Here is a 13,127-nt window from a genome sequence, read left to right as displayed (position 1 = left end):
ATGAATTTACCATTGTTTTTAGCCCGAAAGATTTATTCAACTCAAAAGAATAAAGAGCATATTTCACGCCCTGCAATCAACATTGCAACAGCTGGAGTAGCCATTGGAATTATTATAATGACACTCTCTTTATGTGTTGTTTTGGGCTTTAAACAAACCGTAAAGAATAAAGTTATTGGTTTCGGAGGCGACATTCAAGTAACCAATTTCATTACTCTTCAAACTTCAGAGTCGTACCCTATTCAAGCTTCAGACTCGATTATAAAGGTCATTCAGAAAACAAATGGTGTGAAACACGTTCAAAGATATGCTTTTAAACAAGGCATACTGAAAACTGACAAAGATTTTCTTGGAGTGACTTTTAAAGGAGTAGACCAAAGTTTTGATTCTACTTTTATAGCTAAAAACCTTGTTAGTGGACGAATACCCCACTTCTCTAATAAGGAAAACACAAAGGAATTACTTATTTCTAAGTCGATAGCTAACCGCTTAAAGGTGAACACTGGCGACAAGATATACGCTTATTTTGTAGACCAAAGCGGCATAAGAGTACGTCCTTTTCTCATTGCTGGCATCTATGAAACAAATCTTTCTCAATATGATAAGATTATATGTTTCACCGACTTATACAACATCATCAAATTAAATAACTGGGAATCGGATCAAGTTACGGGTATTGAAATAGCATTAAAAGACTTCAATCAGCTCGATGATGTGCAAGCAAATCTTGCCAATAAGATCAATAAAACAGTGGATAACTATGGCGGAACCTATGCAACTGCAAGTATAAAGGAAATTACTCCACAAATATTTTCATGGTTAGACCTATTAGATCTCAACATTTGGATTATTCTTATCTTAATGATCCTCGTAGCAAGTATAACCATGATATCAGGACTTTTAATTATTATTCTTGAGCGAACCAATATGATTGGCTTGTTAAAAGCCATGGGAGCACGCACCATTTTAATAAGAAAAAGCTTTTTATGGTTTGCCGTTTTCGTTATTGGTAAAGGATTATTGATAGGTAATATTGTATCAATAGTTCTTCTTCTTGTTCAACGCTACACAGGAATAGTAACCCTCGATGCTAACACTTATTATGTAAAGGCAGTGCCCGTGGAAATTAACATCCCTATTCTTTTACTTCTAAATGTGGCAACAATTATCATCAGTACTGCAGTTTTAATTGTTCCAAGCTATCTCATTGCGCACATACACCCAGCTAAAGCAATGCGATACGAATAAGTATTGGCAGAATTTTCAATTAGAATTTAAAGTAAAACAAGTAGATTGGGAGTGCTATTTGCATAGTATTTTCAGACTTTACTTATTGTTCTTTATACAATGCACCTCTCTTCCACTGAAGCTTTCAACCCATATTACTACAATATTCTCCATTTTCAACATCAACTTTATATAATTTAAGAGAGTCCATTTATTTTCTACTACTTTCTATCTATTATATCCGTCACTGAGAACTGTTATGGATTTATACCACAAAAGCATTGATTTTGCAGTCTAAAAGCATTGAGATTATAGAGTAAAAGTAATGCTATTGCGTGGTAATTCTTTATCTAATTGAACAGCAACAATATAGTACGACAAGGAAAGTGGGTAAAAGAAAGGGCAAAATATTGTACGTACTTTAAGTTGATTGTTAACGATTAAAATAAGGAAAGACAAGCGATGCAAACGAGAGGAATAGGCAATTATCGTGAAAAAGCACGATAAATAGACGACAAAAGGAAGAAAAAATTTTGTTAACAAATAAATTAGCACTACCTTTGCACATATTTCTCTTTAATGTGCATATATCTATTTTTCGACAGATAAATAATGAATGCCAACACAATTGAAATAGGATTGTGAAGAGAACAGACAAAAACGACATAGAATATTGATTTTGAACACAAAGTAAAATGGAAATACCTAGTTTTAATAGTCTTATTGAACAGTCGATAATTAAGAATTGGGAGCTAGATGCTTTAACCGATTATAAGGGCGCAACTCTACAATATCGTGATGTAGCTCGTAAGATTGAGAAGCTTCATATCATCTTCCAAAACAGTGGAATAGACAAAGGCGACAAGATAGCAATATGCGGAAGAAACAGTTCTAACTGGGCTGTTGTGTTCCTTGCAACCCTTACTTATGGTGCTGTTGCTGTGCCTATCTTACACGAATTTATGCCCGACCAAGTTCACAACATCGTGAATCACAGCGAAGCTAAGTTGCTTTTTGTGGGCGATATGGTTGCTCCAACTATCCAAGAAGAGGAAATGCCTCATCTAGAAGGTATCTTGTTTATTCCTGATTTCTCTGTCCTTGTTTCAAGAAGTGAGAAACTTACTTATGCAAGAGAACATCTAAACGAGATCTTTGGGCATAAATATCCAAAGTATTTCAGACAAGAACACGTTAATTATTATAAGGAAGAAAGTCCTGAAGAACTTCTTCTTATCAACTATACAAGTGGAACTACAGGCTTTTCTAAGGGTGTAATGATCCCTGCAAGAGCTCTATGGAGTAACTATGACTTCGCTACTGGAGTGCTAGGTGATAAGGTTTCTCGTGGCGATAACATCATTAGTATCTTGCCAATGGCGCACATGTATGGTATGATGTTCGAATTCTTATTCGAATTCCTCATTGGATGTCACATCTATTTCTTAACAAGAATTCCTAGTCCTGCAATCATTGCACAAGCATTTGCAGAGGTGAAGCCTGCTGTTATCATTGCGGTTCCTTTGGTAATTGAAAAGATTATTCGTAAAAAAGTATTCCCAAAGATTCAAAACAACTTGATGAAGCTGTTGCTTAATATGCCTGTTGTGAGCAAAAAAGTAAATCAAAAGATCTGTGAAGAGGTGAAGAATGCCTTTGGAGGACGCTTCTATGAGATCATTGTTGGTGGTGCTGCATTTAACCAAGAGATTGAAAATTTCTTACATAAGATCAACTTCCCTTATACTGTTGGATACGGTACAACTGAATGTGCACCTATTATTGCTTATTCAGACTATAATGATTTCGTGCCTGGCTCATGCGGTAAGGCTGTTGTTCACATGCAAGTTGAAATTGAAAGTAGCGACCCTCAAAACATACCTGGAGAGATTATTGTTAAAGGTCTCAATGTTATGTTGGGCTATTACAAGAATGAAGAGGCTACAAACCAAGTATTAGACAGCAACGGTTGGTATCACACTGGTGACCTTGGAATTATGGATAAAGATGGCAATATCTTTATTAAAGGTCGCTCTAAGAACATGCTTTTAGGTTCGAATGGTCAAAACATCTATCCTGAAGAGATTGAAGATAAGCTTAATTCTCTTGCTCTTGTAGGAGAAAGTATTGTCCTTCAAAGAGAAGAAAAGCTTGTTGCTTTGGTGCATCCTGATATGGAAGAGGCTGAATCTATGGGCTTCTCAATAGATGATATACAAAAGGTTATGACTCAAAACCTTCAAACATTGAACGAAATGATGCCTGGATACAGCAAGGTTTCTGACATCATTTTACACGAAGAGGAGTTTGAAAAGACTCCTAAGAAGAGTATTAAACGCTACTTATATAAATAAGTAATGAAGGTGCTCGGACAACAAGTCGATGGATAATAACTAATGAAGTTATACGAAAACAGAATATATCCCAACCTTAATTAACCAAACAAAGAGAGATGCAATGTAGGAAATTATCCTTATTGCATCTCTCTTTTTATCTTTAACTATAAAGCTATTACAACTTTATAGCGATATTTAAACTACGCATGAACCCACAAAAATAGCTTTATTCTATACCTTTCTATAAAAATCAAGATGCAATATAGAATATATATTGTTATGAATTAGAACCAAAGTTTAATCAAATAGCAATGAAGCTCTTACTCTACTTAATGTCTCTGGAGTCATTTGTAGATAGTTTGCCACGTAAGTTAGCGGGGCTCTTAATATCACTTGTGGATAAAGTTTTTGCATCTTTTGATATCTATTCTTCGCAGATTCGAAACGAACTAAGTCAGCATGTACCTGAGAAATAATCAAACTCTCTTCTAAGATCTTTCGATACATCATCTGAATATTGACATTATGCAATGCGATACGCTCTAAATCTGCTTTTGGAAGTGCATAAACAAAGCTAGGTTCAAGCGCTTCTACCTGTAGAGTTGTTGGTTCTTCTTTAAACAAACTCTCGATACACATAAAGATAGAGTGGTCTGAACCAAGGTGTTCTGTTACCTCTTTGCCATTCTTTAGATAGTATTGACGTATCAAACCTTTATCTAAATAATAGATATTTCGGCACACTTCACCCTCAGATAAGATCTGTCTTCCCTTCGCAAATCGCATGGGAATGATGATGCGTTCCAATACATTTAACTCCTCATGAGTCATTGTACTGTAGCGTCTTGCTAACTCTCTTGCTATGTCTCGTGGTGTAGTTGACATCGCTTCTGCGTTTATGTTTCTAATCATAATATGTGTAGGTCAGGTTTATAACATTAATCTAATTTCAAAACTGCAAGGAAAGCCTTCTGTGGAACCTCTACATTTCCAATCTGTTTCATACGCTTTTTACCCTTCTTTTGCTTTTCAAGTAGCTTGCGTTTTCTACTTACGTCACCTCCATAACACTTGGCAGTTACGTCTTTTCTTACGCATTTTATGGTCTCTCTAGCCACAATCTTGGCACCAATAGCAGCCTGAATAGCAATATCAAACTGCTGACGTGGGATAAGGTCTTTTAGCTTTTCGCACATTCTTCGACCTAAAGTAACGGCATTATCTTGATGTGTTAAGGTTGATAAAGCATCTACAGGCTCTCCATTTAACAAGATATCAAGCTTCGCAAGCTTTGATGTTCTAAACGAATCGATGTGATAATCGAACGAAGCATAGCCCTTACTAATAGACTTAAGCTTATCATAAAAGTCGATAACGATTTCGCCTAAAGGAATCATAAAGTGCAATTCTACACGATTTCCACTAACATATTCCTGCTTAATTAGCTCACCTCTCTTCTCCAAACACAACTTCATTATACCGCCAATGTAATTGGTATCAGTAATAATGGTTGCCTTGATATATGGTTCTTCGATATGATCTATGGCTGTAAGTTCAGGCAATCCTGATGGATTATGCACCTCTTTCTCAGTTCCTGTCTTCTCATATACCATATAAGAAACGTTCGGAACGGTTGTGATAACGTCCATATTGAACTCTCGGTCTAATCGTTCCTGCACAATTTCCATGTGCAATAGTCCTAAGAAACCGCATCTAAAGCCAAAACCTAATGCGATAGAAGACTCTGGAGAGAATGTAAGTGAAGCGTCATTTAATTGAAGTTTCTCTAAAGAAGTACGCAAATTCTCATAATCACTTGGGTCAATTGGATACACTCCAGCAAAGACCATGGGCTTAACTTCTTGGAATCCAGAGATAGCCGCACTGCAAGGAGTTGCGACATGCGTGATGGTATCACCCACCTTTACTTCTTTTGCGTCTTTAATACCACTGATGATATATCCTACCTCGCCTGTTTTCACTTCTTGACGAGGAATCATATCCATCTTTAAAACGCCAATCTCGTCGGCAACATACTCCATTCCTGTATTAAAGAACTTCACCTTGTCGCCTTTACGAATACTACCATTCTCTATCTTGAAATATGCGATAATACCTCTAAATGAGTTAAACACAGAGTCAAAGATAAGTGCTTGCAATGGAGCTTGTGGGTCTCCTTTAGGTGCAGGGATTCTATTTACCACCGCTTCAAGCAGATCTGGCACTCCTACTCCTGTCTTTCCAGAAGCTCTAAGAATATCTTTTCGGTCGCAACCGATTAGTTCTACGATCTCATCTTCTACTTCTTCGGGCATTGCACTTGGCATATCCACTTTGTTAATGACTGGAATAATCTCCAAATCATGCTCGATAGCCATATAAAGGTTCGAAATAGTTTGTGCTTGAACACCTTGAGTAGCATCTACAAGCAACAATGCTCCTTCGCACGCAGCAATACTTCTCGATACTTCATACGAGAAATCGACGTGTCCTGGGGTATCTATGAGGTTGAGAATATACTTCTGTCCACCTGTTTCATATTCCATTTGGATAGCGTGACTCTTAATAGTTATGCCACGTTCTTTCTCCAAATCCATGTCGTCTAGCATTTGTCCACCTGTCACTTTAATGGTGTTTGTGTACTCTAACAAGCGGTCTGCCAATGTAGACTTACCATGATCGATATGCGCAATGATGCAGAAGTTTCTTATATTATCCATTAACTAATTCTTATTCACAATTTAGGGCAAAGTTAATAAATTAATCGCAATTTCTTATTATCTTTGCGATAAAATATAACAAACATGAGAAAGATTTTATATGCACTAATCGCTTGCGTTGCATTTTGTGCGCAATCGTGTCAAGAAAGCTTGGAAGACAAAGCTGAAAGAGAGGCTAAAGAATACACAAAATCATTCTGCCCCACTCCAACTGTTAACTATACAAGAACCGATAGCGTTGTATTCTATAAATCAACAAAAAGCTATACTTATTATTGCTCATTCTCAGACGCTTTCGACAACGAAGAAATTGTCAACAAAAACAAGCAGGCCATTCACGAAGGAATACAGAAAATGTTGACCGATAACCCAGGACTTAAAAGCTATAAAGAGGCTGGTTTTAAGTTTGTTTACATCGTTCATTCAACCAAAGAACCTACAAAGATTTTATATCAAGATTCTTTTTCGTTTACAAAATAGAAGTATTGGCATCTTTCTTTCAAAACAAATGCTTAGAAAAATGATTTTGACAAAGAAAGATTTGAACAACTAATTAACACGGAGATCCTGATTATGAGCACCTTAAAACATTATTTTTTTATCGCAATATGCTTACTTTTTGTAATTGGGACGCCTTCTTTTGCGCAAAGAACAAACTATGGCGAGTTTTCAATTCACAAAGAACTCAACACGGTTGGCTATAACTTTTGGCTCTATACTCCAAACGATTACGAACCCAACGGACACCCCTTGCCCCTTGTTATCTTCTTACACGGAGCAAGTTTATGCGGAAATAACATTCAAAAGGTACGTAGATATGGCGTTTTAGACGCTATTGATAAGGGTAAAATTATTCCGACTTTGGTTGTTGCTCCACAAAATCCAGGCGGTGCTTGGAATGCCCATAAGTTGAACGAGCTACTGGAATGGGCCAAGAGAAACTACAAAGTAGACACTACAAGGGTTTATGTTTTGGGTATGAGTCTTGGTGGTTATGGCACAATGGACTTCGTTGGAGCTTATCCAAAGAAGATAGCTGCAGCCATGGCACTATGTGGTGGTTGCTCATTAAGAGATGTTTCGCCTCTTGGAAAGGTTCCTTTGTGGATCATGCACGGCACTGCAGACAGAGCGGTTTCTGTGAAACAATCACAGATTGTAGTTGAAAAGCTACAAGAAAAAGGCAACGACAAGCTTTTAAGATACGATTGGCTACAAGGCGGATCACATGGAATTCTTGCTCGTTTGTTCTACCTGCAAAAGACCTACGATTGGCTTTTCTCTCATTCTTTACAAGATAATCCACGAACTATAGATAAACATTTTGATATCACTCCTGAAGATATCCAGCAAACTTATCAAGAGCTTAGACAACTACCTCAATACTACGAGGAGGACTAACTTTTGCTTTTACAAAATGTCCAGCAACTATACTTAGATTATTATTTAAGATAGAAGGAGAAAACAACTGATTACCAATAACATAAAACAATATAAGAAAATGAACACAATTGAAGACATCATATCAAGAAGAAGTGTAAAAAGCTACGAAGAAGACCATTTCCCACCTCGTGAAACAATGGATAAAATTCTGAAAGCTGCCACTTATTCTCCTACAGGAATGGGCAAACAATCTCCCATTATGATTTGCGTCTATAACAAAGAAACACGCAATCTTTTATCAAAGCTCAACGCTCAAGTGCTCGGTTCACCTATCGACCCATTCTATAAAGCCCCCGTTGTGGTTGCAGTTCTTGCCGACACCAATCGTCCAACCTATCTTTATGATGGCAGTTTGGTTATGGCTAACCTTATGCTTGCAGCTCATTCAGAAGGTATTGGCAGCTGTTGGATTCACCGAGCAAAAGAGGTTTTTAAGTTAGAAGAGGGCAAACAGCTTCTAAAAGAATGGGGAGTTGCCGATCACTATGAGGGCATTGCTTTCTGTATTATGGGCTATCAAAAGAATGAGCCCAAAGTGCAAGCCGATAGAAAAGAGGATTATATCAGAATTATCGACTAACTATTAAGACCTAGCACCAATTCTTTTAGTCTCTATTCCTAGCATAAACAAAAGGAATAACATCACTATTACCCTCTAAAAATATGTCTTTTACAAGGTAATATCATTCCTTTTACGTCTTAAAAGCTATGCTTTTGCACCATCAGAATAAAGAAAACAATACTACTATTATCTGAATATCTCAAGAAAGCAACAAAGTTTCATTAGTTAAAATTCAACATTTATACCACTAAACGAAGCTAACAATTCTCACTTACAAATAGTATAGAAAAATAAAAGGACATGTAGTAAGATCACTACATGTCCTTTTTAATTTATAGCGTCGTTTCAAATCGAAACGATAAACTCTTATTCGATTACAACAAGTGCTGTATCTTCAAGAACATTCTCGCCCACTTTCACTAAAATAGCTGTAACCTTACCAGCCTTTTCAGCCTCAAGGTTGTTTGCCATCTTCATTGCTTCGAGCACAACAACAGTGTCACCAACAGCAACAGTGTCACCAACAGCAACAGGAATGTCACGAATTACACCTGGAAGAGGAGCCTTAACAGCATTGTCTGTATTTACATTTGCAGCAGAAGTTGTGGTTGTTTCACTCTCTTCAGCTTTGTTTTCAGCTTTTCCAAGAACCACTTTTTTCTTCTCAGGTTCAGCCTCTTTTTCCATTTCAACTTGAAAAGAATCACCATTTACAGTTACATTGGCAATATTGTCTACCACATCATTGATAGCAACTTTATATTCTTTTCCGTCTATGATATATTTATATTCTTTCATTTCTACAATTTTTTATTTTGTCATTGTAACGTTTATTCGTTCCTTATCGTCCTGGTTTTTGAGTGAAAGAAAGGAACTTTGCATTCCACATTGTTTGCTTTTGCTTAATGGTTATAATGCCCGATTCTTTGTCGTGCACGTTATTTCCTTTAAACTCGTGAAGTGCTAAAGCAATGGCTGCATAAACATTTTTATCTTTAACCATATAAATTATGCTTTTAAGTTTAAATTACATTGGCATACAACCATGTTTCTTAGCTGGCAACGATTGACGTTTGTTAGCCAATTGAGCCAATCCTCTACAGATACGGAAACGTGTATTCCGTGGTTCAATCACATCATCAATGTAGCCATATTGTGCTGCTTGATAAGGATTTGCAAACATTTCTGTGTATTCTTCTTCTTTTTCTGCAAGGAAAGAACGTGGATCCTCGTGTGTCTTAGCTTCTTTTGCATAAAGAACAGCAACAGCTCCACCTGCTCCCATCACAGCGATCTCAGCAGAAGGCCATGCAAAGTTCAAGTCTGAACGCAATTGCTTACAACCCATTACGATGTGAGAGCCACCGTAGCTCTTACGCAAGTTGATTGTGATCTTAGGCACAGTAGCCTCTCCATAAGCATAAAGAAGTTGTGCTCCGTGAAGAATTACAGCATTATATTCTTGTCCTGTTCCAGGTAAGAAACCAGGAACGTCAACTAAAGACACAATTGGAATATTGAAAGCGTCGCAGAAACGAACGAAACGAGCGCCCTTTCTTGAAGCGTTTACATCAAGAACACCAGCATAAGCAGCAGGTTGGTTAGCAACGATACCAACGCTTTGTCCGTTGAAACGTGCAAAACCTGTAATGATGTTCTTAGCAAATTTAGGTTGAACTTCGAAGAACTCACCATTATCAGTTATCGCTGTGATAACCTTATACATGTCGTATGCTTGGTTTGGATCTTCTGGTAATATCTCGTTCAACGAGTCTTCCATTCTATTAATTGGGTCGTTGCACTCTACAACTGGTGCAGTTTCCATATTATTAGAAGGGATATAGCTCAACAATTTCTTAATAAGTGCAATGCCTTCTTCTTCTGTTTTAGCTGTGAAGTGAGTAACACCACTCTTTGTTGAGTGTACACTTGCACCACCAAGGCTTTCTGCATCAACATCTTCTCCAGTAACAGTCTTCACCACTTTAGGACCTGTTAAGAACATGTATGATGTTCCTTCTGTCATAAGAGTAAAGTCTGTAAGAGCTGGTGAGTAAACAGCTCCACCTGCACAAGGACCAAAAATTGCGCTAATTTGAGGAATAACGCCACTAGCAAGAATGTTTCTTTCAAAGATTTCACCATAACCTGCAAGCGCACAGATACCTTCTTGAATACGAGCACCACCCGAGTCGTTTACACAAATCATAGGAGCTCCGTTCTGCATAGCCATGTCCATGACCTTACAAATCTTCTGAGACATTGTTTCTGACAATGATCCTCCGTTCACTGTAAAGTCTTGTGCATATACATAAACAAGTCTTCCATCGATAGTTGCGCTACCAGCAACAACGCCATCTCCTAAGAATTGTTTCTTTTCCATGCCGAAGTTATGGCTACGATGAAGCTTAAACATATCGTATTCTTCAAAAGAACCCTCGTCAACCAACATGTCAATTCTTTCACGAGCGGTGTATTTACCACGTTCATGTTGCTTTTCTATGGCCTTTTCGCCACCTCCGAGACGAGCTTTTTCACGCTTTGCGATAAGCTCTTTGATCTTTTCTAATTGTCTACTCATGATTATTTTATGTTTCAATTATAATTCTTTATATACCTTGCAAAGGTAATAAATATTCCTTATATCACCACAAAAAGGTATCTAAAAGTAATATTCATAAGGAATGAATAATTATTTTTATAAAAAAGATTGCATTTGTTTGGTTATTAAACAAAAAAAGAATACCTTTGCACAGCATTAAGAAAACAGCGTTATAGTTGAATGTATGCACCCTTAGCTCAGTTGGTAGAGCAACTGACTCTTAATCAGTGGGTCTAGGGTTCGAATCCCTAAGGGTGTACATTCCAAGGTTGTTCTTAAGCACCCTTAGCTCAGTTGGTAGAGCAACTGACTCTTAATCAGTGGGTCTAGGGTTCGAATCCCTAAGGGTGTACATAAAAAGAGATGATTTTTGATCATCTCTTTTTTGTTTTTAATACTCTTATTCTTCTTTTATTCGAATATTTTAAACACCAACTCTCATTTCTTAAAATAAAAAATTCTACCTAACTATATTTCAAGTTAGATAGAATTTCATCATAATATTTTCTCTTTTAAATAATAGCTTTTAGGCTTTGAAGTGCAAGTACTATCTTACTCCTCCACTTCTACATGCACTCTGTGCTTCTTTTTCTTTAGCTTCAAAGTTGGAATCTTCATCTTTTCGCCTGCCTTAAACTCCTTTTTACCATTTATGGCCTCAACATAGCATTCCATATCTGGACCCAAATATCTTCGACTTAACGAATATAAAGTTTGTCCAGCCTTTACTTCTATTTCTTTTTCTACACCTATTATTATATAGGCACCTGTGCGAACACGAGGATCTTTGTTATATTGTTTTGAGTCAAAAACAGTTTTTTCGTCTTTCACTTCAGGCTGTTCGGTCTTCACAACCACTGCTTGAGTATTCTTTTTAGTGATAGAATCAACCAGTGCAGCCGCCTGCTTCTTTTGTGAACTATCTACAACCGCAGTAGGGCTGTTAGCCTTCTTTGCAGAAACGACCACTTTATTGGTAGTTTGTGGCGATTGGGCTACTGACATTTCTTTAGATTGTTGTTGAAAGAAATAATATCCAACACCCGCTCCAATAGCTAAACAGGCAATGAGAAGAAATGCAAACAACAAAGGTTTTACATAACTTCGAGAACTTGATTCCTCTGTATCTTCCTCCTCTTCAGATTCCTCTTCGATGGGCTTCGTCTCTTCTTTTTCCTCTATTTTTTCTGTTTCAATAACAAATTGAGGCGCTTCTTCAATTTGAGACGACTCATTTTCAACCACAGCTGAAAGTACTTCAGACTCTTCTACTTTCTCTTCACGATCAGAAACACTTTCTTTTGTATTTAAAGCAGTTAACTGCTGTGGAGAGAGTTGTAAAGAAATAGGTACAGACATCTGACTTTTTGTCTCTTCGTTACTTTCTTCTTGCTCTATAACTAACAGGTTTTCTGTTTCTAATTCTGCAGACAAAACAGGTTCTTCAACTGTTCCTTCTTCCTCTTTCTCATTCAACTGAGCCAATGCTTCTTTTGCCTCTTCAATAGAAGAAAGAATACTTTTAGGTTCTTCTGCTATGGGTTCGAGAGACTCTTCATTCGACAAAAGCAAGGAAGAATCATCTTCTAATTCATTCAAAGCATATTTTTCATCAATAGCTGAGAAGTCTACTCCATCGCTAAGAACAACTGTTTCGAATTGAGAGAACGGACTATTCACCAAGTCTCGCATATAATTATCGGGGGTAAACGAAATTTTTTCTCGTCCTTCAATAACGATACGCTCACCTGTATTCACGTCAACACTTTCTCTTGCACTCACTTTTGTCAGCTTAAAAGTGCCCAGTCCTTTTATCTTTACCAGCTTATCTTCTTTCAAACCTTCATTCACCACCTTAAACATGGCAGCGATAAAGGCCTCTGTTTCTGCCACTTCTAAACCCATTTTAGAAGTAAGCATATCTATAAGAAACGAGTTTTTAGACATCAGCTAATCCTCCTTTCTTCAATTCTTCCTTGATAGATGCAGCCGGTTTGAAGTTTAAAACCAATTTTGGAGGAACAATCATACGTTGTCCTGTCGATGGATTCACCATTATTCTTTCTAGCCTTTTCTTCACTTCAAACGATCCAAAGCCAGCAACAGACACACTTTCTCCATTGTCGAAAGCCATCGACATTGCATCAATGACACAGCGAATACACCCTTGAGTATGCTCTTGTGTGTATTCTAACTGTCGTGATAATTCGGTAATAAACTCTTTATTATTCATTGTT

Annotated in this window: 12 protein-coding genes and 2 tRNA genes; 7 read left to right on the top strand and 7 right to left on the bottom strand. The window is 37.2% G+C overall.

The genetic code is table 11. From position 1 onward, the window contains the following. Both A3GM_RS0100290 and A3GM_RS0100285 read left to right on the top strand, forming a co-directional pair. Positions 1 to 1,248, top strand: coding sequence for an ABC transporter permease (locus tag A3GM_RS0100290; RefSeq protein ID WP_018361386.1), 1,248 nt, complete (start codon positions 1 to 3; stop codon positions 1,246 to 1,248). A 674-nt stretch (positions 1,249 to 1,922) separates the two neighbouring features. Then, positions 1,923 to 3,581 (top strand): AMP-binding protein, encoded by a 1,659-nt coding sequence (locus A3GM_RS0100285; protein WP_018361385.1) that lies wholly within the window; start codon positions 1,923 to 1,925, stop codon positions 3,579 to 3,581. Between the two features lie 279 nt (positions 3,582 to 3,860). Here A3GM_RS0100285 and A3GM_RS0100280 read toward each other — a convergent pair whose 3' ends face one another. Continuing rightward, a complete protein-coding gene (locus A3GM_RS0100280; RefSeq protein WP_018361384.1) occupies positions 3,861 to 4,448 on the bottom strand; it encodes a Crp/Fnr family transcriptional regulator in 588 nt (195 codons plus the stop codon). Between the two features lie 53 nt (positions 4,449 to 4,501). Next, positions 4,502 to 6,283, bottom strand: coding sequence for a translation elongation factor 4 (gene lepA, locus A3GM_RS0100275; RefSeq protein WP_018361383.1), 1,782 nt, complete (start codon positions 6,281 to 6,283; stop codon positions 4,502 to 4,504). A gap of 84 nt (positions 6,284 to 6,367) precedes the next feature. Between lepA and A3GM_RS0100270 the strand changes: the two genes are divergently transcribed. From A3GM_RS0100270 to A3GM_RS0100260, 3 genes are all read left to right on the top strand, one after another. Continuing rightward, on the top strand, positions 6,368 to 6,763 hold the full coding sequence (locus A3GM_RS0100270) for a hypothetical protein (RefSeq protein ID WP_018361382.1): 396 nt from the start codon (positions 6,368 to 6,370) through the stop codon (positions 6,761 to 6,763). A 93-nt stretch (positions 6,764 to 6,856) separates the two neighbouring features. Then, positions 6,857 to 7,684 (top strand): carboxylesterase family protein, encoded by an 828-nt coding sequence (locus A3GM_RS0100265; protein ID WP_018361381.1) that lies wholly within the window; start codon positions 6,857 to 6,859, stop codon positions 7,682 to 7,684. Between the two features lie 100 nt (positions 7,685 to 7,784). After that, on the top strand, positions 7,785 to 8,306 hold the full coding sequence (locus A3GM_RS0100260; protein ID WP_018361380.1) for a nitroreductase: 522 nt from the start codon (positions 7,785 to 7,787) through the stop codon (positions 8,304 to 8,306). Between the two features lie 348 nt (positions 8,307 to 8,654). Here the strand turns inward: A3GM_RS0100260 and A3GM_RS0100255 are convergent, their stop codons facing one another. Genes A3GM_RS0100255 through A3GM_RS0100245 form a run of 3 tightly spaced genes read right to left on the bottom strand, consistent with a single transcriptional unit; the run spans position 8,655 to position 10,869 of the window. Beyond that, positions 8,655 to 9,086, bottom strand: coding sequence for an acetyl-CoA carboxylase biotin carboxyl carrier protein (locus tag A3GM_RS0100255; protein WP_018361379.1), 432 nt, complete (start codon positions 9,084 to 9,086; stop codon positions 8,655 to 8,657). Positions 9,087 to 9,129: 43 nt separating this feature from the next. After that, positions 9,130 to 9,291 (bottom strand): hypothetical protein, encoded by a 162-nt coding sequence (locus A3GM_RS11660; RefSeq protein WP_018361378.1) that lies wholly within the window; start codon positions 9,289 to 9,291, stop codon positions 9,130 to 9,132. A gap of 24 nt (positions 9,292 to 9,315) precedes the next feature. Continuing rightward, positions 9,316 to 10,869, bottom strand: coding sequence for an acyl-CoA carboxylase subunit beta (locus tag A3GM_RS0100245; protein WP_018361377.1), 1,554 nt, complete (start codon positions 10,867 to 10,869; stop codon positions 9,316 to 9,318). Between the two features lie 207 nt (positions 10,870 to 11,076). Here A3GM_RS0100245 and A3GM_RS0100240 point away from each other — a divergent pair. Further along, positions 11,077 to 11,149: transfer RNA gene (locus A3GM_RS0100240), tRNA-Lys, on the top strand. A gap of 20 nt (positions 11,150 to 11,169) precedes the next feature. Next, positions 11,170 to 11,242 (top strand) — tRNA-Lys (locus A3GM_RS0100235). Between the two features lie 200 nt (positions 11,243 to 11,442). Here the strand turns inward: A3GM_RS0100235 and A3GM_RS0100230 are convergent. Further along, positions 11,443 to 12,810, bottom strand: coding sequence for an HU family DNA-binding protein (locus A3GM_RS0100230; protein WP_238299205.1), 1,368 nt, complete (start codon positions 12,808 to 12,810; stop codon positions 11,443 to 11,445). A 19-nt stretch (positions 12,811 to 12,829) separates the two neighbouring features. Beyond that, on the bottom strand, positions 12,830 to 13,123 hold the full coding sequence (locus tag A3GM_RS0100225) for an HU family DNA-binding protein (RefSeq protein WP_018361375.1): 294 nt from the start codon (positions 13,121 to 13,123) through the stop codon (positions 12,830 to 12,832). Positions 13,124 to 13,127: the final 4 nt, after the last annotated feature.

The organism is Hoylesella nanceiensis DSM 19126 = JCM 15639 (assembly GCF_000379965.1).
GTDB lineage: Bacteria > Bacteroidota > Bacteroidia > Bacteroidales > Bacteroidaceae > Prevotella > Prevotella nanceiensis.
The sequence above is the reverse complement of the archived record's forward strand: the minus strand, read 5'-3'. Positions and strand labels throughout refer to the sequence as shown.

Coding starts and splice junctions, on each gene's coding strand:
- A3GM_RS11660 (WP_018361378.1), bottom strand. CDS start 9,291: ATGGTTAAAGATAAAAATGTTTATGCAGCCATTGCTTTAGCACTTCAC.
- lepA (WP_018361383.1), bottom strand. CDS start 6,283: ATGGATAATATAAGAAACTTCTGCATCATTGCGCATATCGATCATGGT.
- A3GM_RS0100255 (WP_018361379.1), bottom strand. CDS start 9,086: ATGAAAGAATATAAATATATCATAGACGGAAAAGAATATAAAGTTGCT.
- A3GM_RS0100280 (WP_018361384.1), bottom strand. CDS start 4,448: ATGTCAACTACACCACGAGACATAGCAAGAGAGTTAGCAAGACGCTAC.
- A3GM_RS0100260 (WP_018361380.1), top strand. CDS start 7,785: ATGAACACAATTGAAGACATCATATCAAGAAGAAGTGTAAAAAGCTAC.
- A3GM_RS0100290 (WP_018361386.1), top strand. CDS start 1: ATGAATTTACCATTGTTTTTAGCCCGAAAGATTTATTCAACTCAAAAG.
- A3GM_RS0100285 (WP_018361385.1), top strand. CDS start 1,923: ATGGAAATACCTAGTTTTAATAGTCTTATTGAACAGTCGATAATTAAG.
- A3GM_RS0100225 (WP_018361375.1), bottom strand. CDS start 13,123: ATGAATAATAAAGAGTTTATTACCGAATTATCACGACAGTTAGAATAC.
- A3GM_RS0100245 (WP_018361377.1), bottom strand. CDS start 10,869: ATGAGTAGACAATTAGAAAAGATCAAAGAGCTTATCGCAAAGCGTGAA.
- A3GM_RS0100265 (WP_018361381.1), top strand. CDS start 6,857: ATGAGCACCTTAAAACATTATTTTTTTATCGCAATATGCTTACTTTTT.
- A3GM_RS0100230 (WP_238299205.1), bottom strand. CDS start 12,810: ATGCTTACTTCTAAAATGGGTTTAGAAGTGGCAGAAACAGAGGCCTTT.
- A3GM_RS0100270 (WP_018361382.1), top strand. CDS start 6,368: ATGAGAAAGATTTTATATGCACTAATCGCTTGCGTTGCATTTTGTGCG.